Here is a 23,244-nt window from a genome sequence, read left to right on the forward strand (position 1 = left end):
GAAAACTTTTGCGCCCGGCAAGCCGGCGGCTGCGCCGTCCCTGACCCGGGCAGATTCGGAAACCAGGCATTCGGCCATGCCCCCACACTCACGTGGTGGCCTTGGAACCGAACACTGGAGACCAGACATGGCTTACGACAACGCGAACACCTACGAGACCATCGAGCTTTTCGGGCTGACGGAAAAGGACGCTCAGCTCCCGATCCCGGAGGATCACGTCCTGACCGACCACATCATCCGCGAGAGCTTCGAGGCTTTGCTCGGGCAGCTGCGCGGGACCGGGCTTGAAGCAGAGATCGAACCGCTGGCCCATGGGCTCGCGACGATCCTGCAGCGCCGCAAGGTGGCGCTTGGCAAGGAGGTCGACCGCACCGCCGACAAGATCGGCGCGCTGGCAAAATCCCACGACGGATCGGAGATCGCCGAGACCGCGCTCGAAGAGGCGCAGGCGCGCTTTCTGAAGTTGCGCGAGATTGTCGGCGCCATCGAGGTGATGAGCGAGGCAGCGGCGGAATGCTACGAGATCGAGACCGGTCACGCCTTCATCCCGGCAGCCGGGTCGCGCGCAAGCGTCCGGGCGCAAGAGACCGGGGCGGTCTTCGAGGCACGGCAGCTCCTCGAACAGCACGACCGCGAAACCGCCGAGAAGTCGAAAGTCGAGGGGGTGCCCCTGATCGTCTCAGGCGCCACCGACTGGACCGATGTCGATGTGATCTTCAACACGCTCGACAAGGTTCGCGAACGGATCAAGCAGAACCGCAACCAGGAGATCTTCCTCTGCCACAAAGGTGGCAAGCATGGGGCGGAGATGATTGCGGCTCGGTGGGCCCGGGCACGCGGGATAGCACAAGCGCGCTTCGATCCGCGCTGGTCCGCGCATGGGCGGGCGGCACCGTTCAAGTGCAACGATGAGATGCTGGACGACAAGTTCGCGGCGACGGGGGTTGTACTCTTCGGCGGCAACGGTGTGGCGCTGAACCTCGGGCAGAAGGCAGAGGCAAAAGGTCTGACGGTCATGCGGGTTGCGGACCCGGCGAAGAAGACTGCGGAGACATGAATTGAGAGGGTCGCCTTTGGGCGGCCCTTTTTCCTTTTCTCATCGGCGTAACGGTGCCACAAAAACCTTATGCCTAGCAATTTTATGTTTTGATAGGTATATGCGTGCCAAGCAAAACTTGGAAATGATTGGCATGACCCCACTCAGCAGCATCGCGATGAGCGCCTATACCGATCTGGTGCGGCTCCTGAAGGACGACGCCCTGTCCGGTGTCGAGGGCAAACCAACGCTCAAAGAGCGCGGCGACAAAGCCTATTGGTACGCTGCCCGCCGTGTCGGAACCGAGATGCGGTTCATCTATATCGGCGAAGACAGTGACGAGACGCGCGCGCGCATAGACCGGATCGAAGAGCTGCGCGCGACTGCCAAGGAGCGGCAGGCAGAGCGGTCGCGGCTCGTTCGACTTCTGCGGGCCGAAGGCATGACACCGACCGACCGGGCAACGGGTTCCATCCTGTCGGCCATGGCCGCAGCCGGAACCTTCCGGTTGGGCGGCACCATTGTCGGGACGAACGCGTTCCGGCTCTATGAGGGCGAGCTTGGTGTTCGTTTGCCCTTAGGGGGCATGGCCAATACCGGCGACATCGACATCGCCCAGTTCGAAAAGCTCAGCGTGGCCCTGAAGGATCAGGTCGACCCGGGTCTGGCCGAGACCTTTTCGGCGCTCAAGTTTGATCCCTTACCGGCTCTAGACCAAGGCCGGACCTGGCGATGGGCGCAAGGCGGCAGCGGCCAGTTGGTCGAGTTTCTCACGCCGGCCTTCGGAGATGAGAGCATCCGTGATTTGCCAGCATTAGGCGTGAACGCCCAAGGATTGAACTATCTTAACTTCCTGATTGCCGAGCCGATCCATGCGGCGGCGATCTATCGATCCGGCATACTCGTGCAGGTCCCGCGTCCAGAGCGCTATGCGATCCACAAACTGATCATCGCTGATCGGCGGCGGGACGGGGCCGGCAGCCTCAAGTCGGCCAAGGATCGAGAGCAGGCGGCCTTCCTGATCGAAGCGATGGCCGAGGACCGCCCTGATGATCTGGCCGGCGCCTATGCCGCTGCTCTGGAGGTCGGTCCGCGCTGGCGCGAGCACATCGGCAACTCGCTGAAGCGGATGCCTGAGACGAAACTAATCCTCGACGGGTTGGGAGTGTGATTGCCGCAACGGGGTCGCGCTGAACCTCGGGCAGAAGGCGGAAGCGAAAGGCTTGACGGTCATGCGGGTAGCGGACCCGGCGAAGAAGACTGCGCAAGATTGAAGAGAGGGGGTCGCGCTTGGCGCGGCCCTTTCGTCATGTGTCATGGTGCGTACGATCGGTCACACTTGATCGGCAGCTCACGGCGTTCAGCACCGTCATCCCTCTACCCAGCCCGTCAGAGTTCGGCCCATCCGCATCGATACGGGCTGGGGATGGTGCGCACCTCGCACATCGTCAGCAGCGCAAGACGCGAGGGGTCGAGGCGTCGCGCTTGAGGCTGAAGCCTTGCGAGTCCCTCGGGTGGTGTTTCGGAACATCGCATCCACGTGGGCGGGCTCCGTCAGCATCCCGGCCAGGCTCGGCGGGACGCGGACGCGGATGGTGGCGGCTGCGTGATGGCAAGGGTCATTCGGGTCTCTCCTTTTTGCTCATAGATGTGGATCGCACGGGGTCGGCCCAATCGTGCCCTCAGCTCACGCTTCGGCAAGCACAAATACGGCTTCCACGGCGGAGCCGCGGACCCTCCGCATTTGCGCTTGCGACCGGGCCTCTTGCCCCCGTGCTGTGAGATCCCCATCGCAACAAGGAGTAACTCAAATGACCAACCACTACGTCGCCACCGTCCCCGTCAAGTTCACCGATACCGATGGCCAGGAGCGCACCCGTTTTCAGCGCGTGGGCGCGATGTTCCGCAACACCCGCAACGGGGACGGCTCGGAGTTCTTCAGCCTCAAGCTCGACTTCCCGGTCGCGGTCTCGGAGCTGGTGATGTTCCCGCCGAGCGCAAAGGACCCTCAGGACTAAATCCTCTGACGAGGATGGGCCGCCCCCGGGCGGCCCGATCCCTGTTCCAGGGATGCCGTCACTGGCGCGGGTGATCGCCGACAGCGACCTCCCCTTGGTGCCGGTCACCGCGCGCTCAAAGGACGATCGCCGCTCGGAATAGTCTGGCCGCGACAGACCGGCCAGTCAGCCTCAAGGGGGCCATCCACAAAAACCTATCGGCCAGGGCCTCCCGGTTTTTGCGGCAGAGATTTGGCAAGCCAAATCTGGCCCTCCTTGACCCTGCCTGTCCGCCCTGTCGGTGGGGTTTGCGCCCGCCCACGGTTCCGTTCGAACACATGCGTGTTCGTCCAGACCCTCGGGCGGTGCTGGAGAAGGGGACCCCTAGGACAGGTGGGTCGCCCCGGTGGTGAGGGCGGCAGAGCCGCGTCCCTGCGGGCCGCGGCGTGAAGCGGACACCAAGGCTGCCTGAGACTGAATGCAACATAAGTATATAATTGACAGATGGGTATAGTATCGTAAGGTAGGGGCAGCCTTGGTGGAAGGTGGCAGGAAATAGGGGGTCTTTCTTCGCATGTCGCGCTCAAAACGCCTCATCGATGCGGAGCGCATGGAGATCGTTCGCGAAGCTGCGGAAGGCGTTTCCACTTCAGTACTGGCGGAACGGTTTGGCGTGTCGGTGCGGGCGATTCAGTACACGCTCAAGACAGATGCCGAGCGACAGGCAGATGCCGCGATCCCGGTCTCCGCGGTCAGTGTGAAGGTGACCACCGCGGAGCTTGCGGCGCTCGACGCGGTGCTGGCGAAGGCGGGGATCGAGAGCCGGGCCGAGGGGCTCAGGCGGCTCATTCAGGCGGCAGGCGGGGTGTTCGTTCCGGACGCGCAGATGGCAGCAGAGATGGCGCGCTACCGCGCCTCTCTGCATGAGGTCGGCAATGGGGTCGCGCAGATCGCCAAGCAGATGACGCATGCTAACCGACGGGGGCAGGGGGCCGTGGGGGGCACGAGTGCCGAGTTCACTGAATTGCGCCTCGCGCAGATGCGCGGGCTGGCGCGGTTCATTCTGGATTCTGCTGACGAGATCGACCTGCTCTTGCGCCGCCGTCGCGATGGGATGCAGCTGCAGGCCACGGCCGCGCTGAGGGAGTTTGCCCATGCGGCTGAATGATGCCGTAGATGCTGTCACGGGTGAGGTCTTCCGGGATGGCTGGAGCCGGATCCGGGGCTCGATGCAGGGGCTGCACGTGGCCAAGCAGACCCAGCTCATGCGCGCGGCAGCAGGGCATCGGCCAGCGGTCTTCAAGGCGATCCGGGGCGGGGGCACGCATACCAAATCGCAGCTCGCAAACCAGCTCGATTACCTCACCACCAAGTCCACCCATATCGTCGACTCGAGCGGGTTCCTCGATGGCAAGGCAAAGCTCGAGGGGGGCGACATCAAGGATCTGACCGAGCGCTTTGCCAAACGGTGGGATGCGGGCTTCAAGCCCAAGCTGGGCCAGACGACCCATATGCTCATGTCCTTCCCCATCGGCACGCGCGGGGAAGATGTGCGCGACATCGCGACGGACGTGGCCGAGCGGTTCTTCCAGACCGATGCGGGGCATTTCGACTACATCATCGCGGTGCATGAGGACCGTGATCACCCGCATGCGCATCTGGTTCTGAACCGCCGCTCGCAAGAAGGCGAGTTCTTCTTCCTCGGGCGCAACCATCGCTTCAACTATGACGACTTCCGTCTCGCCATGGTCGAAGAGGCTGAAAAGTATGGCGTGCGGCTGGAGGCCACGCGCCGGGTGGATCGCGGGGTTGTGCATTACCCAGCCCGAACCAGCGAGGTTTATGCGGCGAAAGAAGAGGGGCGCGCACCCCGCGAGCGGGAACGTGTGGGGGCCGACCTGACCCGGACGCTGGCGGAGATCGCCAACACCAGAACCGTCTACCATTCGCTTGCCGCGGAGGCCTCCCGGGAGGCCCGGGAAGACATCGCCGCGGCACTCTTCCGCGCGGGCGAGGTGCTGGCGCATGGCGGGCAGGTGGACCGAACAGGAGATGTGTATATGGCCGAGGATCAAAGTTTCGAGGATCTGAGAAGCCTCTATGCGGAAAAGCTCGCGCGGGTGCAGGGCATGATCGCCGAGAAGTCTGACGCGGAACGTCCCGTGCTGGAAAAACGCCTCATCGAGATCCAGACGCAGGTCCAGCACATGCAACCCTTGGGGCTGCGCTCGGGCTCTTTGTCAGATGCGCCCTCGGAGGGTGGGATCTATTCCGAGGCTAATATCGACACCAATCAGCTCGAACGTCTGGCCGCGCCTGACCTGAGATCGCGCATTGACGTAGCACTACGGGGCACCGGGATCAGCACATCGGAAGTGGTGGCCCGGATCGAGACGGGCGCCTCAAATGCAGCGCTTGAGCATCAATGGATCGCAGATGATCTCTCCAAGGTGGCCGAGGCGCGCGATCTGAACCTCGAACGCCGCGCTGATCTGGAACAGGCGCGCGACATTCTCAACGATGTGCATGTCGCGCTTGGCACGCTCTTGGAACGGGAGAACGTGCTGCGCCGGGATGGCGTCATGGAAGCGGAACCGGTCAGCGAGCGGTTCCATTATCACCGGGACGCGGTCCGGGCGATGGAAGGGACAATCCGTCAGGAGATGCGCGCGGACGGCCTGACAGCGCAGCAGATCGAGGACCGGGACTGGGAGGTTGTCTCACGGACGGAGCGCCGGATCGAGACGGAGCAGCGCGCGTATCTCGAGGCACACCCGGACCTGCTCGCACGCCCAGGCGATGTGATCGACCGGTCTGAGCCCTACAGGGAGACCATCACCGATGCGGCCCGCGCCAGCGAGATCGTCCGCGAGGTCGACCGGGTCATGGAGGGACGCGACGTCCGCACGCCTGTTGCAGATGCTGTCACGGATGAATTCAGCACGCGCTATCCGGACATGCCGTCCCACCTTGCCCGTGGGCTCGGCGCGACCTATGCGGCCGTCGTCGAGATACGGGACACGGAGGCCATCAATCAGATCCGCCGCGAAAACGAGTTGCGCGAGGGGCTTGGGGTTGGCACGCGCGACGACATCCTTGCAACCCGCGATGAAACCGCGCCGCAGTCTGACCGTACCGACCGCCTCGCAGAGGAGATTGCGCGTGTCCTGGACCATGAACGGGCGGGGGAGTTGTCCGCGCCCTTCGAGACCGAGGCGGAGCGGGACGCTTTCCGCGGCGAGATCGCGCGGGTGCTGGATGACCGCCAACTCGCCCGGCTCACATCCGGCGATGCCGATGCGCTGGAAAAGGTTCTCGAGGACCGCCTCGACCGGCTCTATGTCGCCAAGGTCTACCTGCAATCCGATGCCGCGACGGCCAACACGGAGGCCTTGCGCCAGGTGGTCGATGATCTTGCCGATACCGAATACGAAAAACACCGCACCACAGACGTGGATGGCGAGACCGAACGGGGTCAGGTCCATTGAGCGCCTCCATGGGAAAAGTGCGGATCGCAACAGGGGTCTTTCTGGTAACGCTGGTGACCGGGGCCATGGGCTATACCATCGCCTCGGCGGTGCTGACCTACCAGGATCTTGGGTTTGGGGCCGAGATCGACTTTGCCTATATCGCGCAGAACTATCCGGCGATCCTCGATCGCCGCCCGGAGGACGCCCAACTCATCCATCTGATCATCGGCAGCTTCGCCGCCGCCGGCCTGATGCTGAGCCTCGCCCTCTCGGGGTCCGCCCTCACACGCTTTGGCCAGACCCATTGGCAGACCGCGCGCGAGATGAAGGCCAATGGGTTTTTCGGGGCGCCCGGGACCGGGTTCATCCTCGGCAAGCTGGGGCCGCCGGGCTCCCGCGCCAACTACATCTGCTCCAAGGTTTTCCCTCACGCGCTGATCGTGGCCCCCACGGGCCGTGGCAAAACCACGGGCTTTGTCATTCCGAACCTGCTAACCTGGCAAGGCTCCGCCGTGACGCTCGATGTGAAGGGCGAGTGTTTCGAGGCAACGGCCCGGCACCGTGCAGCCCAAGGCGACAAGGTCTATCGCTTTGCCCCCACAGATTGGGAGGGCAAGCGCACGCATCGCTATAATCCGCTCCTGCGCATCTTCGAGCTGAAAGATCCCGCGCGCCAGCAGATGGAATTGCAGCTCCTGGCGACGCTCTTCCTGCAGAGCGACAACGACCGGGTGCAGGGCCTCCTCAAAGGCGGGATCGATCTCTTCGTGGCGGCAGGCCTGCTGGCCTTCCAGCGCAAGCGCCCGACCTTGGGCGAGATCTACCGCATCGCGGCCTCGGGCGGGAACAAGCAGAAGGAATACTTCGCGCGCGGCCATGAGGTGGACAACAGGGCCGCCAAGTTGATCTTCACGCGGCTGGCCTCGACCAACAACGATACGCTGACCTCTTACGTCTCGCTCCTGATGACCTCCGGGCTCGATCAATGGCAGAACCCGGCCATCGACGAGGCGACGGCGGTGTCGGACTTTGATTTCCGCACGATCCGCAAGAAGCCCTTCTCGGTCTATCTCGTCGTCCAGCCGCTGATGGTGAAGCCGCTCGCGCCGCTGATCCGTCTGTTCTTTTCCGATCTGCTCTCCGCCATGCAGGAGAAGGACCCAGGACCGGATGAGCCGTGGCCCGTGATGATCATGCTCGACGAGTTCAATCGGTTGGGCAAAATGCCCATCGTGATCGAGAGCATCGAGACCCTGCGCACCTATCGCGGTCATCTGGCGGTGGTCACCCAGACCATCCCCGCCCTCGATGAAATCTATGGCGAAAACACCCGCCGCGCGCTGCAGGGCAACGCCGGCGTGAAGCTCTACCTGACGCCCTCTGATGAAAAAACCGTCGAGGAGCTGAGCAAGGCGGTCGGCAAGACCACGAAGACGGTCATCACGCGCTCTCAGTCCATTGGCAAAAACCCCTTTGAAGGCCGCAGCCAATCCACGCGGACTGAAGAAAGCTCGTTGTTGCCTGAAGATGAAGCGCGCCGCCTGCCGCTCGACGAGATCGTCATGGTGATCGATGCGCAAATGCCGGTCCGCGCAAAGCGGATCCAATATTTTGACGATCGGCTGTTCAAGGCGATCCATGATGCGCAGACGGGGGAGTTGCCGTTTCCGGAGCCGGGAGGAGGTGGGTCGCAGGGCACGCTGCCGCTGAGTGTGCGCGCCATGCCGATGGCTCCGCCTTCGAACGGACCAGTTGGGTCTGACGCCGTTGTGGAGACCACACGCCAAGATGCTGGCAGTCAAACGTCAGGGCAAACCGACGTCGCCCCAAAAAAGACCGCGCCTGTCGTTCAAGCCGTTATCGCCGAGGAACAGCGGCAAATGGAGATGGATTTTGGGAGCCAGGTTGCGGATGCTGAAGCTGAGAGCGTCGTTGATGAAGTGCAGATGCGCTCCGCTCTCGATGGCTTGGACGAGATGGAAGCGATGTTGCGAGAGGGGGATGGCGAAAAGCTTGTTGCTCGATAGGGTGGCGGGGATGGTATGTGGGTCGGGCAGGTCGGAAAGCAGTCCTTCGCTTCGCACACGAACCGGTCGGCCGTCCGGTCTAGATTGCCGCCATTCGCTGCATGGAGTCACATTTAGGGATCATGCAGCCCGAAGCTGATCTGTTTTAGCCGCAAAAATTGTAATACTCTCGCCTTTGGTGCTGCATCATATTCAGTGGAAGGACTGTTGTGACCGAAGCGAAAGATGAACCTCTCTCGCCAACCGTGACGAAGGTCCTTGATGCGTATCTCGAAACGCTCAAGGGAGATAGTGATATCGATGATGTCGCCGCCGGACGGCTTGTTGATCTGCTGCGACAGGGGAAAGTTCCGAAGCCTGGGGATATTGATGCCGCGCTGTTTTCTGCGGATAGTGACGAGGCTGCGTCGTGATCCGAATCAAGACCATCAAGATCGAAGAATTTCGCGGTATCAGGGAGCTTTCGCTCGATCTGGAAGGGCACAGTTTCGGACTTTGCGGACCCAACGGCACCGGAAAGAGTGGCGTTGTTGATGCCATCGAGTTTTGCCTGACCGGAAACATAACGCGCCTCTCGGGACAGGGCGCGGGAGAGCTCAACGTCAAGGGCCACGCGCCGCACGTTGATCAGCGGGCCAATCCCGATAAGGCCAGGGTGACCATCACGGCATCAATCCCGGCGCTTGGCAAAGACGTGACAATCAAGCGAAGCGTGAAGTCTCCGCGGTCTGTTTCGATTACACCCGCTGATCCGGCAATTAAGGCGGTGGTGGAAGAACTGCGGATGCATCCGGAATTTGCACTCTCCCGTAGAGAGATAGCGAAATACATCGTAACGCCGCCATCCCGTCGCTCTGACGATGTTCAAAACCTTCTGCGCCTTGATCATGTCGGCAAACTGCGTAGCAGCTTTGTCACCTACGCCAACAAATGCAAAGGCGATGCCGATGAGGCGGAGCGCACGCGAAAGAGGGCAGAAGACGATCTAATGACAGCGCTTGGCCTCCCCACGCTAGATCGTAAGGAACTACTCAAGAAGGCCAATGAACAGCGAAAGATTCTGGGCTTGGCCGAGATATCTGAGCTCAAGCCGGATACGAATCTCAAGGATGGTCTGGACGAGGATGATGACGACAAAGACAAAAAGCTTGGCATTGCCAAGGAAGTTGCACTTGCTGATCTGACAGCTCTTACCGAGGCGATTGCGGTCGGAGAACCGGAAAGCCAGAAGCAGCCTCGGCAAGACGCTCTGGCGGCGCTCGAAAGGCTCAAAGAAGATGAAAAGGCGCTGCTACATGCGCGGCAGCACGGCTTGATATCAGCAGGGCTTGAACTCGTAGAGACCGATGCCTGCCCGCTTTGTGATAAGCCCTGGGATGCCGAAGAGCTTCGGGCACATCTTAAAGAAAAGCTCTTGAGCGCCAAGGCTATGGGCGAAATCCTGGAAACCCTCTCCGGCAATCTTGACGCTATCAGCGCCGAAATCGAAGGGCGGATTGCAGCGCTAAAAAAGGCCGCCGACTACGCCGATAAGCTGGAGCCGAAGGTTGCCCGCGCTGATCTCGATGCTGCGATTCAGACACTTCAGGCACTTCTCGACGCGTTGAAGGCTTTCAGCGATGATACCGCCAGAATCGATGACGCGCTATCAGTAGTCAAGGCGGACTGGTGGGCACCAAAAGCCGAAGAAAATTTGCGCGTTGACGACGTACAAAAAGGGCTAGAGGCTCTTCCTGACCATTCTGCGCACGACAAGGCCATCTCTTTTCTAACCGAGTTGCAGGTGCGCTACGGCCAACTTCTGAGAGCAACTAAACAAGCCAAGGCCAAGGCTGCCAGAAACAAGATCGCACAGAAAGTCCGCGGTCATTACGACACGGTTTCGAATGCGGTGTTAGAGGGCATCTATGATGCCGTCGCCAAGGAGTTCACTGGCTTTTACAAGGCGATCAATGACGACGAGGGCAAGTTTGTCGGCGAACTCAAGGCAGAGCCTACCAAGCTCAGTTTCAATGTGGATTTTTACGGGCGCGGAAGCTTCCCGCCGGGTGCGTATCACAGTGAAGGCCATCAGGACGGCATGGGGCTTTGCCTCTACCTCGCGCTGATGAAGCACACGCTCGGCGACAAATTCACGTTCGCGGTACTCGATGATGTGTTGATGTCCGTTGATACCGGCCATCGCCGCGAGGTTTGCCGTCTCCTGAAAACGAAGTTTCCGAACACGCAGTTCATCCTGACAACCCACGACAAGGTCTGGCTCCAGTATATGCGGACCGAAGGTCTCATAAGGAAAGGCCAGTTCTTCGGCGGCTGGAACGTCGATACCGGCCCGCGTATCTGGGACGATACCGATATCTGGACAGAGATCAATTCAGCGCTCACCAAGAATGATGTGCCGCGTGCGGCGACACTTCTACGCCGCTATCTTGAATACATCGCAACGGTGCTTGCCGATAACCTGCGGGCGAAGGTCGAGTACCGGGGTAATGCTAACTACGATCTGGGTGACCTCTGGCCGCCCGTGACCAACCGATGGCGCGACCGTCTCAAGCAAGGCGTAAAAACTGCCGCGCATTGGGGGCATGATACCGTGGAGGATGAGCTTGAAAAGCGGTCCACGGAGGCAGAAGAGCTTATCAAGAAGACAAATGCCGAGCAGTGGGCCATAAATAAATCTGTGCACTTTAATGAGTGGGAAAACTTCACCGTCTCTGAATTCAGGGAGGTAGCTGACGCTTTCAAGGCATTGCTCGAACACATCCGTTGTTCGAACCCGAAATGCGGCGGCTATCCCTACCTTGAGCCGCGAAAAGGCTCATCCGAGCAGCTTCGGTGCAGTTGCCTGACCGTTAATGTAAATTTGAAGATGAAGTAGTGTTTTATTTTAAACAGTTGCGCCAAACCACAAATCGAATGCGTTTCGCTCAAAAGACCACAATGGGCCGGGAATGAAAATGAATGGAAATGAGAATTGGGGGAGGTTTGCTTGCCTTGGTTGGGGGTCGCTGATTTGGAAGCCCGAAGACTTGCCTATTTTGCATGAATGGCGCGAAGACGGGCCAAGCATGCCGCTTGAATTCGCGCGAAAATCACTCAATGGCTGCATGACACTTGTTGTGTGTGAGCAGGGAACTGTGTGTCCGACACTTTGGAACACTCTATCATCTACTTCGTTGGAGGAAGCGCGCCAAACACTTGCCATGCGTGAGGGCCTCCCAACCATCAGGAATGCTGCATTCTGGTCCGGCTCTGGAGCATCTGATCACCATGGTGCCGAACTCGTCGGCGCTTGGGCGAAAAGACGTGGTTTCGCGGGCGTCGTTTGGACTGGTCTTCCACCAAAATCACCGGTTACGGATCAGAACAATGATCATCCCTCTATCGAGGATGTCATATCGCACCTTAGCGGTCTCACGGGACAGTCTGCCAGTAAGGCCGAAGAGTATGTTCGCAAAGCACCAACCCAGATTGCCACTGCGTACAGAACTCAAATTGCCGAAGAGTTTGGTTGGCAAGGACTGACTGAGACATAGAACATTTAGCAGTCACCAAGGTCAGCTTTGAGGAAGCTGCAATGCGGCACTGGTCGTCACGACAAATGTCTGAATTGGGCCGAACGCTTTGAACGCGATGTATCAGATGGCAGTGTCCCGTTTCAACGCCGCCAGTATCGGTCGCCTTGGGACGTTGGGTTACTTAAAACTGTCAAGCGCTTGGCGGATTTCTTTCCGCCGAAAGGAAAGCTACTCACAAATGCTAAAGCAGCCGCTTCAGTTGAAAAGGTATAAGCCAAACCCGGATTTCCTGTTGTACTGAAACTACCTTTTCTCCAAGTAGCGTAACTCCATCCACCGTTACCACGCCCGACAAGCCCGACCCAAGGGTGCTCCTCATCGTGGTCTCGGGTTCCACCGAGCTTCTCAGGAAGTGGAAGTTCGCTGCTCATCTGGCTCGCCTTTTTCTTTGTCTGAATCGGGACGTCCTCGGGCGATCAACGTACATGTGGTCATTCACATAAACGAAGGCAAGGCCGCTCATCCCCTCACCCCTAGCTTAAGGGGCCATCATTTTTTGCAGCGAAAGGCGGCAAAGCGATCTGCGACTGCAGCATCGTGGACTGGCGGTGGATGGCTGGGCCGTCAGAACCCGGGGCCCCGAGAGTTTGGGCTACGATGTTCGTCCGGGGGTTTCATGGCTTATTCCTCATCCGTCCATTTTTGTCTGGAACTCCATGTTTCCCCGGGCCGATGCTTACCATGCGGCCATCTGGTCCCTCGAGGCCTCGATGTCCGCTTTGTATTGCGACCATCCGCCCATCCGAACCCTGAAGTCCATGCGCGCCCGGAGGTATCGCAACCATTCTGCCATCTGCACCCTGAAGGCCGCGGCCATTAGGAGGGATAGCTACCATCCGGCCATCGGAGCCCTGCAGTCCACGCCAGCCGGGCCGAACCTCTATCATCCTACCATCAGCTCCTTGGAGACCTCTTGCGCCTGGGCGAATGGCAACCATATGGCCGTCCGCCCCTTGGAGGCCTCGCCAGCCATCAGGAATGTTGATTGATCGTCCATTCGAACCGGTGAGTTTCCGCGCCATTCAAAACAACTCCGCAATCGATTTTACTACCGCTTTACGGTCTACACCAATTTTCAGTATGAGTCTTCCTGCGCAGCTGAGCAATGTCCGGTATCGTGCGCCGCATCGCAGCGTTGCGTCACTGTGAGTAGCCGCTATGGGCCGAAGAAACGATAGCCAACAAACAGATAGTCTTGCCTTGCGTTCTTATAGGCGCGGTGTGCAGAATTTGTCTGAGCCGCGCATACTTCAATGGGGAACCGAAATGCCGCAAAACATCTGGAAAGCTGCGGTTAACCCAGGCAATGGCATTGATACGTAGACCTTCCAGAGGGCCTTCGGGTTTTGCGGGTTGCGCAAAAGCTGTTTGAACTTAGTGTCGAACTCACCGAGTATGATTTCTCGTCAGCCGATTACTAAGAGTACAGGTCTATGGATGGTGCAGAAAACGAGCAGGTGAATTTCCCCGAGTGGACAGAGTGCCAGAACAAGAACGGGCTCGATCCGCTTGGCATGCAGAATAGCAGCGTCAATCTCTACCAGACGTTTCTGCCCGGCATCAGCAACGTGACGCTGCGCATGCGCTATTACGGCCTTTATGCATGGCTCAATCGCGCATACGGCCAGAATATTGGCGATACCAATCCCGAGACCTGGAAACGCTATATCCGCCGCACCGAAGCGCTCTATGCCTTGGTCGCCTATCGGCATGGCGGCGAAGCCGGCGTTGCCGGAATCGACTGGGCCACAAAGAAACTGAACAACGCTATCGGCGATACCATCGAATTCGCGCAGGACGCCGAACCCGGCAGCGAGACACATTATCTCCAGCAAGCGTGGGGTGCCTATGGCGCTGCCTATGGCAGTCAGGTTTCCGAGATCGGCATTCTCACAACTGTCGGACATCCCATTCCCGTACTGACCGAAGAAATCGGCGAGCCGCTTGCAGCTGTCTTTGATGAAGCGATGGGACCGCTTGCCAACCGCTTCTTCGAAGTGATCCAGCGCGGGTCAGTCAGCATAACCGAACTCGACGAATTTGCGAGACTCGCACCATCCGAGATCGATTCGGCGAGCGAGGAACGCGCACGCTATCAGGACATCCTGCTTAAGATACCGGAAATAGAAGATGCGTCCGCGCTATCGCGACGCCTTAGTGTGCTGCTCATTCTAAAGGTCGCCGGACTTCTGGGCCGCGAACCCAAGCCTGATGAAATCCGCTGGGTTCTCTATGCGGGCTACGACCGGGAAGGCCGCGCACTCGATCTGGCATCGTCTGCCTTGGAAGCGCAACGTCAGCGCTGGTGGGTCTATCATGCCAACGATCTTAGCCACATCGCGATGGAGACATTGCTCAAATTCGCGCTCGATCAGTTGGGCACTTTTCCGGTCGGCATTACCTTGGAGCGTCTCATCGCCCTATGCGTCGATGAAATCCGTGATGCTGCCGAAGCGTGGCCTGATGACTGGGACACGTTCCTCGAAAACCTGACCCCCGCCGCCAACGCCTGCTCTGCGGACAACCCCGAAGCCGAATGGTCTATCTCACGCGACATCGTGCGGGGTGCCGGACGCAAGGAAAAATTCTGCCCGCCCGAGCTTGCCTGGAAGGCAGTCAAATTGCTAGCGATCATCCACAAGCGCAGTCAGGAAGGCGAGCGCGATATCGCTGCCGAGCTCGGACACTTCAATCCCGATGCCTTCCGCTCGCTCTTGAGTGAGACGCGCTTCCTCGACCGTAACTTGAAGGCACCATTTGCCGATATCATCGCGAACGTTATCGAGGAACGGGTCATACGCCGCCATATGTGGGTAGCGCTGCGCAAGTTCCGCTACCAGCGGGACTATACCTTCCTTATCGAGATGGACGAGGGACGCATCAGACTACGTGAAAAGGACGGGCCAGTCTTCACGAACCCGCGTCTCGGCCCCGCGATCACCTTTCTCAAAGACATCCATCTGGTCGGCGGTCAGGGTCTGACAGACCTCGGTGCGGAAGCGGCGGGTGCCGCATGAAGCTGTATGAGCGCTTTGCCGATAAGGGCTATCACACCAGTATTCTGGCGACCTTCGGGATCGATTTCGACGCTTATGAGAATATCGTTCTGCCCCGCCTTCGCGGTGCGGGCTGCCGCAACAACACCGTCATTCCCGACGCAAGGATGCTGACACATGCCCTCACCGGCGCATCGACGCTGCCGGACCATGCGGGCAAGCTCTACACGGTCATGGGGGCGACCGCCCGCCATGTGTTTCACCCGAAGCTGTTCCTGCAAATTGGACGCAAGGGCGGTCGCATCATCGTCGGCTCCGCGAACATCACTTCGTCCGGCCTTGCGGGCAATCTCGAACTGGTCGGCACGATCAGCTGCGGTGAAGAAGATTCCGCAGAACAGCGCATGGTCGCGGCGGCATGGCAGTATCTGACACGCTTTGTCGGTCATGATCAGGAAGCACTGCGCGGCCAAAAAGACTGGATGCTGGCAAGGGCGCCGTGGCTTCGGCAGGCGGTCGCCTCGACCGAGAAGATGAACCTCGCAGACCAGACCGAAGCCGCATTTCTGACAACGGGACAAGAGACCGGCCTTGGCCAGCGCTTTGCCGATCTGATCGACGGGCCGGTCACGCGGCTGATTGTCGTGAGTCCGTATTGGGACATGGGCCTTGCGGCACTGTCCTATCTGAACGAGAGGCTATTACCGGAAGAGGTTTCTGTGGTGATCGACCCTGCGGTCGTCCAGTTCCCGAAGGACGCTGCAAGCGCACTACCCAACATGAAGCTCTACCGCCGCAACGGGTTTCGGGAAGGACGCTTCATCCACGCAAAAACCATCATCGCACAAACCCAAACTGCCGATCACGTTCTGCTCGGCAGCGCCAACTGCACGCTCGCGGCAATCGGTCGAGAAAAATATGTTGGTGAGAACGAAGAGGCCTGCCTCTACCGAAAGCTGCCGCCGGACACCATCATACAGGCGCTCGATCTCGCTGGTATCCTCGATGAGGAGCACACGATCGAACCCGCAGACATCGACGAACCGGAGCTCGATGACGAACTGCCGCTGGAAGAGTTGGCAGAGCAAGCCCCCGGCCAATTCGAGGTCAGGGTCGATGTGTTGGTCTGGCGACCTGCATCTTCAATCGATCCCGCCGGTTGCACTGTCGAGCTGCTCGACCAGAACGGATCGGTGATCCCCTGCACGGTGTCGCCACTCCACAGCGAGCGCTGTCCGCGATTCCAGATTTCCGGGACGGACGTCAGGCCGTCCTTCGCCCGCCTGGTCTTCAGCGACGGGCATCGCTCGGCACCCGCCATTGTCACGCTGATCGACCGCCTAAGCTCTGCCATCAGGGAGACGCGCTCACGCAAGACGGAGAATGCCCTGCGCGGTCTCGATGAAGAAACCGAAGCCGGTCTGATGCTGATGGAAGTGCTCAATGTTCTCGAACGGCTCGAACCAGACGAAGGCAAGGACAAAGCGCCGATCTCGATCCCGAAGGCAGGCCGCGGTAACGATGACGAGTCAGCGACACAATATGAAGTGCTGAACTACGAACAATTTATTGCAGGACGGCGACCGCGCACTGCCCAAGCGAGCCTGACACATAACAGCCTCGCGGGTAGTGAGGTCACGCTGGTGCGCGGATTCCTGAACCGCATCCTCGGCATGAACGGACAGCGCGACGAGATTGACGAGGCCCGTGATGATGACTTGATGCGCGATGCGTTCAATCTCGGCGATGAGACTGACAACGCCGAAGCCGCGATCGCGGCAGGAGCAGACTTCGGGAAAGAGAAAAAGACGCCGGAAAAGGAAGAGCGGGGGGAAGCGGCGCGCAAACGTAAGGCGGCACAACGGAAAGCCACCAAAGACCAGCTTGTCAGCGCAGCACTCAAATTCGGTCAACGCATCAAGGACCGACAAGAATCCGGAAAGCTGGACAATCACGATATCCTGCGCCTGCGTGCACTGCTGATGATTATCGCGGCTGCGTCGTGGAAGGGATCGGAGGCAAAGAAGGGCAAACAACCATCGCGCTCCTCGATCCAGGTCCTGCCCGCCGAAGGCGACAAGGACAGCTGGCCCTTTGTCATGGGCCGGCTGCTGTTCACCGTGTTCGGCGGCAACGTTCCGGCCATCCGACAGCTTTATCTAAGCAACGAGCATGACCAGATACCAGACGACATCGTCGAGTGCTGGGCGACTTGCTATTGGTGCTTCCAAGCCTGCATGCAGGCCTCGATCCGGGAAATCGAGAAGACCCGGATTACCAAGCATCTCGGCCCGATCGCTTCCTATGCTTACACTATGACACTCCCGACCAAGGCTGAACTGCTCGGCGATGATGTCATGACAATCATCGAGGGCATGAACGCACGTTATGCCGGGAAGCTCGGCATTGAACCGGCGGCCATCGAAAACGGCCACCGGTCGTTTGTCGAGAACCTGTTCCCGCTCGATCAAGCGGCAACCCGATCGACATCCTGAAGCTGACAAAGGTAGTCGACCGCGGGTCGCGCATGCGCGGCGGCGCCGAAGCTCAAGCGCTTGTAATCTTCCACAAACTTGACCCACGAGTCGATATCGGCGTGATTTTTTTACGCGAAGAACTAAAAAACAACCGTCAGAACTCGCACGTGCCACGAACGACCTGTTTGGCGATGCTGCACTGCTGCGTAATGGATCATGTTCAAGGTCCGGTTTGGGCCGTCACCGTCGTCCAAGCCGTCCCAGTCTCGCCAGCTGCGCTAGCATTTTTGACCCCGAGTCTGCGGACCCTGCGCCGCCTGCTGAACCCGTCTGCCCCATCCCTTGCCTGACCGGCATCTGCTGTACCCCGAAGGACTGTCGCGCCCTGAGGGCTGCATATTCCGCACCACTCGCGCCACCGATCAGGTAGCGGTTGTAGGCTTGCTGGCTTCCCATGGCGGCGCGAGCGAAGCTGTATCCGCCACCGAGGCCGCCGGAGAGGGCAGGCATCATGATGTTTCCGGAGATCGCGCGGACGATAAAGGGTGTTGCGATTATGAACCCCTTGGCCATGAGGACCATCATGAAGAAGGGGAGGAGGGCACCAATGTTCGAAGCCCCTTCCGGATCACCCAACTCGCCGATGAGAGCCGAGGCCACCCCGGTGATGGTCGCGAAGACCCCTGCGATCACGATAGGGTAGATTGCGAACGATATGAGCGCGGATAGCCACCGCGCAAAGTAATCCTTGGTGACCTCGAACAGGGTCAGGAAGATCATCACTGGCGCGATCCCGATCAGAAGCGCGATCATCAGTCGGGAGGCCACGAGGATGAAGGCGGCCAACCCGCCGAGGATCGAGAGCAGAAGCACACCGACGATGTCGAGCATGGCACCGGCCATCCAGTTCAGCTCGGACCCGGCAGCGTTCAGATAGTCGCCCAGTTCCGCGATCAGCCGGTCGAATTCTTCGGCGAAAGTTCCAGAGGGCCCCGGACTGCCGCCGCCGACCGAGGCCACCAGCGCGCCCGCGATACTGTCGATCCCATAGAGAATGGCAGACGAGAACGCGTTGAACTGCATCCAATTGGTCGCGAATATCCCGATGAGCCCGATCTTGACCGCGAGCCAGAAGGCCGTGTGCCCATCCATGGCCCGGTATTGATAGATCATGTTGATGCAGACGAGCAGCACCACGAGCGTTGTTCCCACAACCAGGAGCGTGCCAACCGTTGTCGCAACAGAGCCAAACTGGGTTTCGGCAGCGGTGTCGAGATAGGCTTGGGAGGTTTCAACGAAGTAGGTGACGACGCTCATGGCGGGACTGCCTTACCAATTGCCTGCGGCGTCGCAGATGGCCTGGGCGGCAGGGCGGGCGGCGTTGGCGCGGCGGTTGTAGCGGTTCGAGGCTTGCAGCATTTCCCATCGTTCGTCGCTTGCGTACCTCTCCCGAAACACCGCTTCGGCAGCGTCCCAGGACGGGAACCGGATTTCGCAGTCGCAGCTGCCGGTCTCGACGATGCCCTCGAGATTCTGGACCCGGTAGATGTCTCGAACCAACACGCGCTGATAGGCTTGGCGCAGGGAGATCTCCTGCATCCAAACGGGTTCGGCGGGCCGGTCTGGACAGACGGTGAAACTACGCTCGAGGGTCGGCACAAGATTGCGCTCGGCGAAGGCGGGGGTGGCCGTAAGGCCCAGGACCAGCGCTGTCAGCGCAAGGGGACACCGCGCCCGCCTCATGCCGTGGCTCCAGCGGGAGTGGTTTCACGCTTCAGGAAGACCGTATGTCCCACATTGGCGAATTCCGAGGAACTGATCGACACCACCTCCCAGCCTTCCGCACCTTTGGCATTCAGGCTGGCCTGCATGTCGGCAAGGCTGGTCTTGCGGGTCATGGGAAAGGACAGGATATCGTATTCAAAGGTCTTCATGGGGAAGTTCCAATCTCGGTTGCGCCGGGGAGGTGGAATTCCGTGATGCCGCGTTTGCCGTCATGGCGACCGGCCTGGATGATCACGTCGATGGAGTTCTCGATGTACTGGATCATGTCGGCATAGGTCATCGGGATCTCGGTCTTCAGTGCTGCGATCGCGAGGCGCTGCACGGCCAATTGCGGAGTTTCGGCATGCAGCGTGGTCATGGACCCGCCATGGCCGGTGTTGATGGCTTCCAGAAAGGTCATGGCCTCCTTGCCGCGCACCTCGCCCAGGATGATCCGGTCGGGGCGCATGCGCAGCGTGGCGGTGAGAAGCACATCGGCGGTCTGGAATTCCGCGTCGCGATTGGCGATGAGGGTCACGGCATTTGGCTGGGTCGGCAGAAGCTCGGCGGCTTCTTCGATGGTGACGATGCGTTCCTCGGCCGGTACGTGAGAGAGGATCTTGCGCGCGGCCACGGTCTTGCCGGTGGAGGTGCCGCCCGAGACGATCATGTTGAGTTTGTTCTCGACGCAGAAGGCAAGCGCATCATCGATCAATCCGGCGGCCACCACGGCGCGTAAGGCGCGCTTCTTTTCGACGCGCAGGTCTTCGAGCTTGCGCTCCTTTCCGTAGAGGAAATCGAGCGCAATGCCCTCGAGTGGCAGGCTTGAGAAGAACCGCAGGCTGATCGACATGGCCGAGAGTACGGCGGGCGGGGTGATGACCTGTGCGCGGATCGGGCGACCCTTGTAGGTGATCGAGACCGAGACGATGGGGCGGTCCTTGCTCATCGTGGTATTGGCCGAGGAGGCGATCTGGTTGCCGAGATCCCTGACCTGAACGCCCGTCAGCCTTTGATCAAGCGCGCGCATGAAGTGATCGCCCTGGAATTCGCCCCAACAGGTCCCGTCGGGGTTGATGCAGATCTCGATGACATCGTCGCGGGCCGCGGCGTCGATCCGGTCGAGCGATGTTTCGAGATAGCTCAGCGTCATGGGCTCAGAATATCTCCAGATCGCGGTCGACCATGACAGTGACGCGCGCGCCCTGGTCGACATAGATGACGGGGCCGATGGAGAGGTAATCGCCAATGACGCTGTCCGTCGCATCTGCCAGATCATCGCCAACGTCTTCGAGAACGTCGGCGGCAGTTTCATCCTGGACCTCGGAGGCGGCGGCACTTGGCGCAGCGGAAATCAGTGAGATCAGGGCGGCCGACCCGAAACGCTCGGCAAAGCGCGTGTCCACGAAACCCGTGACACCGGAACGTCCCAGTTCATCGCCCCCGAATGAGCTGATCTGGACGGTCTGGCCCGCGGGCAGGATGATCCGGTCCCAGGCGATCGTGACGCGACGCTGCGCGATATCGACGCCAGCGCGGTAGCGCCCGATGAGACGGGATCCGCGGGGGATCAAAAGGCGTGCGCCATCGACGCTGTAGACATCCTCGGACACCACGGCACGGGTCTGGCCGGGCAGGGAGCTGTCGAGGGCGGTTTCCATGACGGCCTGGATCATGGTGCCCTGGATGATGGTGTTGGAGGGATTGGCGATCACCTTAGCCTGCGTCACCGTCGAGGGCACCGCGCCGTTCAGCACGAAATCCGTCACCTCGCCGAAGGTGCGTTCGGTCAGAGCCGTTTCATTCGCTCCAGAGGCACCGCCAAAAGCGATGGTGGGCGAGGCGATGCGCCGCTCCTGGAAGGCGCGTTCTTCCGCCGCGCGGCGCTCCAGCTCGGCCATACGCCGAGCTTCTTCCTCACGGCGCAGTCGCTCTTGCTCGCGTGCGCGCAGCTCATCTTCCGTGGGGCCCGTTGGGGCGGGTTGCGGTCGGCTGGCCTCGAGTTGGGCCAGTTCCAGATCCATGCGTAATTGCTCAAGACTTCGATCCCGCGCCGTCAGTTCGTCCTGGAATCGTTGCTGTGCGGCTTCCGAGGCGGCTTGCAGCGCTGCGATCTGAGCGGTCAGCGCGTCGATCGCCTCTGCGGCGGCGGTGTCTTGTTCGACGACCGGTTCAGGGGCGTTGCGCAACTCCTCGATCTGAGCCTGCAGGGCGGTGATCTGGGCCAGAAGCTCCGCGTTGGGCTCGACTGGATCGGGTCCGACGAACACAACCTCGGGCTCGGGTGGGGGCAAGGTCTCGATGGCGCCAAAGCCGTCCCCCTCGTTTTGGAAGACGTCCGGGGTGGCCGTCGGCAAGGCTTCCTCTTCGTCGGGCTGTGAGAGGAGATAAAGCAGGGGACCACCTGCGCCGATGACGAGGACCACGACCAGGGCGAGAAGGGGCGACCGGCGCTGCGAGGCTGTGGGCGCGCGGGCACTGCCTTTCTCAAGGGCGGCGAGGCGTTTTTCCAGCTCGGTGTTCTCGGTATCGCTCATGAGGCGGCCTCCGCGGGCGGGACCGCCTCGATGCAGACCACCTCTTCGCCAAGTCGCAGGACCCATTGGCGGTTCACGCCGCTGACGCGGATCACGCCGTCCTCAGGGGTTTGCGTGTTGACCGTGCGTTCACGGCCGCCCGCGTAGCGGAAGATCGCGGGCACAGGCGCGTTTCTTGGAAAGGCGAAATACGTGAACGTCCCGTCATCCCAGATGCGGGTTGGCGTGAACTCGGTCCGCGCGCTGGCACCGTAATTGTAGTTTGGTGCTTGGGTGGCGATGGCCCGGGTCGGGCGCGCAGCGTCATCAGGATAGCGGAACTGCACCACATAGAAGGTTGGGCTGCGGACCTCCTGGACGTTGAAATAGTAGCTGCGCCTGTTCGTGTAGACGGTCACATTGGTATGGACGCCGCGCGCGACGGGCTTGATCGCAAAGGCCTGACCGCCCGGCACGCCATCAATCTCGAAGCCTTCCGTGTCACCAGCGATGATCGAGCGGATGCTTTCACCCTCACCGAATTCGACCGTGGTGACATGGGTAAGCGAGACGCTGAGGCGGTAGACCTGACCTTCTTGATATGTTGCCAGCCGCACGCGGCTGTCATTTGGACCACCGCGCGGGATCGCTTCGGCAAAGGCAAGGGCAGGCAGCAAAACAAATATGGCAGCAACAAAGAACTTATTGATCAAACTAATTCTCCAATCTGTCGGAGCGGATGGAATATTCGCGCACGGTGAACCCAAACGGGTTGGTCCAGACCTCATCAATGGACCGGCGGGTCTCGGGACGGAACTCGAAGAGAACCGTGGCGGTGAAGAGTCCGGTCTGGGTGCCGCCCAATGATGTCAGACGCTTGCGCAGGCGCACGGTGGCGCGATTGGTACCGATCCGGTTGATGCTGAGGATTTCCACGTCGAGCCGGGCATTGGGGCCATAGACGGTCGGCGGATAGTTTTCATTTGCGCTGTTCCAGATCTGGCGCAGCCCGCTCTCGGCAGCCCCGTCCGAGCGGCGCAGGACGCTGCGGATGCGCAGATCGTTATCGAGCTGATTGTAGACCTCCCGGTCGGTCACGTAGCGGAAGACCTCCGCCTCGATGATCGCCTGGTTGACGGTGACGGATGTGGCCCCAACGGACGCCTCGGGCAGGGCAAAACCAGTGGCGGGATCATAGGGGACAACGACGGGGGGCGGGTCGACATCGAGGATCGAGACAGCCGCGGCACTCAGACAGCCGATGATACCGAAGACAAGGCCCATCAGGCCAAGGCGTTGCCAGAGCCGTTCGCGGCGCAGGGCACCGTAGACCAGTTCTTCCTCGATGATTTCTTGTTCAGTCGCCACCCGTCATGCCCCCGC

At 60.4% G+C, this 23,244-nt stretch carries 19 protein-coding genes and 1 pseudogene; 12 read left to right on the forward strand and 8 right to left on the reverse strand.

The features are described 5' to 3' along the window. Positions 1 to 127 precede the first annotated feature (127 nt). From AC13D8_RS03885 to AC13D8_RS03930, 10 genes and pseudogenes are all read left to right on the forward strand, one after another. Positions 128 to 1,057 carry a DUF2493 domain-containing protein gene (locus AC13D8_RS03885; RefSeq protein WP_482967710.1) on the forward strand — a complete coding sequence of 310 codons (930 nt, stop codon included), beginning with the start codon at positions 128 to 130 and terminating at the stop codon, positions 1,055 to 1,057. A gap of 100 nt (positions 1,058 to 1,157) precedes the next feature. Next, on the forward strand, positions 1,158 to 2,207 hold the full coding sequence (locus tag AC13D8_RS03890; RefSeq protein WP_482967711.1) for a nucleotidyltransferase family protein: 1,050 nt from the start codon (positions 1,158 to 1,160) through the stop codon (positions 2,205 to 2,207). Positions 2,208 to 2,214: 7 nt separating this feature from the next. Continuing rightward, positions 2,215 to 2,310: pseudogene (locus AC13D8_RS03895) on the forward strand (DUF2493 domain-containing protein); the annotation flags it as partial. Positions 2,311 to 2,847: 537 nt separating this feature from the next. After that, the gene (locus AC13D8_RS03900) at positions 2,848 to 3,054 is read left to right on the forward strand and encodes a hypothetical protein (protein ID WP_007120662.1); all 207 of its coding nucleotides are present in this window, start codon (positions 2,848 to 2,850) and stop codon (positions 3,052 to 3,054) included. Between the two features lie 553 nt (positions 3,055 to 3,607). After that, positions 3,608 to 4,201 carry a helix-turn-helix domain-containing protein gene (locus tag AC13D8_RS03905; RefSeq protein WP_482967712.1) on the forward strand — a complete coding sequence of 198 codons (594 nt, stop codon included), beginning with the start codon at positions 3,608 to 3,610 and terminating at the stop codon, positions 4,199 to 4,201. Then, on the forward strand, positions 4,188 to 6,521 hold the full coding sequence (locus AC13D8_RS03910) for a relaxase/mobilization nuclease domain-containing protein (RefSeq protein WP_482967713.1): 2,334 nt from the start codon (positions 4,188 to 4,190) through the stop codon (positions 6,519 to 6,521). The genes AC13D8_RS03905 and AC13D8_RS03910 overlap by 14 nt, the downstream gene beginning before the upstream one ends. Positions 6,522 to 6,529: 8 nt before the next feature. Beyond that, on the forward strand, positions 6,530 to 8,530 hold the full coding sequence (locus AC13D8_RS03915; RefSeq protein ID WP_482967714.1) for a type IV secretory system conjugative DNA transfer family protein: 2,001 nt from the start codon (positions 6,530 to 6,532) through the stop codon (positions 8,528 to 8,530). A gap of 209 nt (positions 8,531 to 8,739) precedes the next feature. Next, complete coding sequence (locus AC13D8_RS03920; protein WP_482967715.1) at positions 8,740 to 8,943, forward strand: hypothetical protein; 204 nt, start codon at positions 8,740 to 8,742, stop codon at positions 8,941 to 8,943. Then, positions 8,940 to 11,408, forward strand: coding sequence for an AAA family ATPase (locus tag AC13D8_RS03925; protein WP_482967716.1), 2,469 nt, complete (start codon positions 8,940 to 8,942; stop codon positions 11,406 to 11,408). Before AC13D8_RS03920 ends, AC13D8_RS03925 begins: the two co-directional genes overlap by 4 nt. Before the next feature lie 73 nt (positions 11,409 to 11,481). Beyond that, entirely contained in the window at positions 11,482 to 12,066 is a 585-nt protein-coding gene (locus AC13D8_RS03930) for a hypothetical protein (RefSeq protein WP_482967717.1), read from the forward strand. Between the two features lie 122 nt (positions 12,067 to 12,188). Here the strand turns inward: AC13D8_RS03930 and AC13D8_RS03935 are convergent, their stop codons facing one another. Beyond that, positions 12,189 to 12,479, reverse strand: coding sequence for a hypothetical protein (locus AC13D8_RS03935; RefSeq protein ID WP_482967718.1), 291 nt, complete (start codon positions 12,477 to 12,479; stop codon positions 12,189 to 12,191). A 1,062-nt stretch (positions 12,480 to 13,541) separates the two neighbouring features. Between AC13D8_RS03935 and AC13D8_RS03940 the strand changes: the two genes are divergently transcribed. Together AC13D8_RS03940 and AC13D8_RS03945 are read left to right on the forward strand one after the other, a co-directional pair. Beyond that, positions 13,542 to 15,125, forward strand: coding sequence for a hypothetical protein (locus tag AC13D8_RS03940; protein ID WP_482967719.1), 1,584 nt, complete (start codon positions 13,542 to 13,544; stop codon positions 15,123 to 15,125). Next, a complete protein-coding gene (locus tag AC13D8_RS03945; RefSeq protein WP_482967720.1) occupies positions 15,122 to 17,599 on the forward strand; it encodes a hypothetical protein in 2,478 nt (825 codons plus the stop codon). Before AC13D8_RS03940 ends, AC13D8_RS03945 begins: the two co-directional genes overlap by 4 nt. Positions 17,600 to 17,821: 222 nt before the next feature. Here AC13D8_RS03945 and AC13D8_RS03950 read toward each other — a convergent pair whose 3' ends face one another. From AC13D8_RS03950 to AC13D8_RS03980, 7 genes are all read right to left on the reverse strand, one after another. Further along, the gene (locus AC13D8_RS03950) at positions 17,822 to 18,898 is read right to left on the reverse strand and encodes a TrbL/VirB6 family protein (protein ID WP_482967721.1); all 1,077 of its coding nucleotides are present in this window, start codon (positions 18,896 to 18,898) and stop codon (positions 17,822 to 17,824) included. A 12-nt stretch (positions 18,899 to 18,910) separates the two neighbouring features. Further along, a complete protein-coding gene (locus tag AC13D8_RS03955) occupies positions 18,911 to 19,180 on the reverse strand; it encodes a hypothetical protein (RefSeq protein WP_482967722.1) in 270 nt (89 codons plus the stop codon). 140 nt (positions 19,181 to 19,320) lie between these two features. After that, positions 19,321 to 19,515: a DUF4177 domain-containing protein gene (locus tag AC13D8_RS03960; protein WP_040182603.1), complete on the reverse strand. Its 195-nt coding sequence runs from the start codon at positions 19,513 to 19,515 to the stop codon at positions 19,321 to 19,323. Next, the gene (locus tag AC13D8_RS03965) at positions 19,512 to 20,498 is read right to left on the reverse strand and encodes an ATPase, T2SS/T4P/T4SS family (protein ID WP_482967723.1); all 987 of its coding nucleotides are present in this window, start codon (positions 20,496 to 20,498) and stop codon (positions 19,512 to 19,514) included. Before AC13D8_RS03965 ends, AC13D8_RS03960 begins: the two co-directional genes overlap by 4 nt. 4 nt (positions 20,499 to 20,502) lie before the next feature. Further along, entirely contained in the window at positions 20,503 to 21,882 is a 1,380-nt protein-coding gene (locus AC13D8_RS03970; RefSeq protein WP_482967724.1) for a TraB/TrbI/VirB10 family type IV secretion system protein, read from the reverse strand. Beyond that, entirely contained in the window at positions 21,879 to 22,574 is a 696-nt protein-coding gene (locus AC13D8_RS03975) for a TrbG/VirB9 family P-type conjugative transfer protein (RefSeq protein ID WP_482967725.1), read from the reverse strand. The genes AC13D8_RS03970 and AC13D8_RS03975 overlap by 4 nt, the downstream gene beginning before the upstream one ends. 1 nt (position 22,575) lies before the next feature. After that, positions 22,576 to 23,229: a VirB8 family type IV secretion system protein gene (locus AC13D8_RS03980; protein ID WP_482967726.1), complete on the reverse strand. Its 654-nt coding sequence runs from the start codon at positions 23,227 to 23,229 to the stop codon at positions 22,576 to 22,578. Positions 23,230 to 23,244 lie beyond the last annotated feature (15 nt).

Source organism: Roseovarius sp. B-10 (assembly GCF_056859295.1).

Excerpts from the sequence above, each read along its gene's own strand:
- AC13D8_RS03885 (WP_482967710.1), top strand. The coding sequence starts at position 128 with ATGGCTTACGACAACGCGAACACCTACGAGACCATCGAGCTTTTCGGG.
- AC13D8_RS03890 (WP_482967711.1), top strand. The coding sequence starts at position 1,158 with ATGCGTGCCAAGCAAAACTTGGAAATGATTGGCATGACCCCACTCAGC.
- AC13D8_RS03900 (WP_007120662.1), top strand. The coding sequence starts at position 2,848 with ATGACCAACCACTACGTCGCCACCGTCCCCGTCAAGTTCACCGATACC.
- AC13D8_RS03905 (WP_482967712.1), top strand. The coding sequence starts at position 3,608 with ATGTCGCGCTCAAAACGCCTCATCGATGCGGAGCGCATGGAGATCGTT.
- AC13D8_RS03910 (WP_482967713.1), top strand. The coding sequence starts at position 4,188 with ATGCGGCTGAATGATGCCGTAGATGCTGTCACGGGTGAGGTCTTCCGG.
- AC13D8_RS03915 (WP_482967714.1), top strand. The coding sequence starts at position 6,530 with ATGGGAAAAGTGCGGATCGCAACAGGGGTCTTTCTGGTAACGCTGGTG.
- AC13D8_RS03930 (WP_482967717.1), top strand. The coding sequence starts at position 11,482 with ATGAAAATGAATGGAAATGAGAATTGGGGGAGGTTTGCTTGCCTTGGT.
- AC13D8_RS03935 (WP_482967718.1), bottom strand. The coding sequence starts at position 12,479 with ATGAGCAGCGAACTTCCACTTCCTGAGAAGCTCGGTGGAACCCGAGAC.
- AC13D8_RS03940 (WP_482967719.1), top strand. The coding sequence starts at position 13,542 with ATGGATGGTGCAGAAAACGAGCAGGTGAATTTCCCCGAGTGGACAGAG.
- AC13D8_RS03945 (WP_482967720.1), top strand. The coding sequence starts at position 15,122 with ATGAAGCTGTATGAGCGCTTTGCCGATAAGGGCTATCACACCAGTATT.
- AC13D8_RS03950 (WP_482967721.1), bottom strand. The coding sequence starts at position 18,898 with ATGAGCGTCGTCACCTACTTCGTTGAAACCTCCCAAGCCTATCTCGAC.
- AC13D8_RS03955 (WP_482967722.1), bottom strand. The coding sequence starts at position 19,180 with ATGCAGGAGATCTCCCTGCGCCAAGCCTATCAGCGCGTGTTGGTTCGA.
- AC13D8_RS03960 (WP_040182603.1), bottom strand. The coding sequence starts at position 19,515 with ATGAAGACCTTTGAATACGATATCCTGTCCTTTCCCATGACCCGCAAG.
- AC13D8_RS03965 (WP_482967723.1), bottom strand. The coding sequence starts at position 20,498 with ATGACGCTGAGCTATCTCGAAACATCGCTCGACCGGATCGACGCCGCG.
- AC13D8_RS03970 (WP_482967724.1), bottom strand. The coding sequence starts at position 21,882 with ATGAGCGATACCGAGAACACCGAGCTGGAAAAACGCCTCGCCGCCCTT.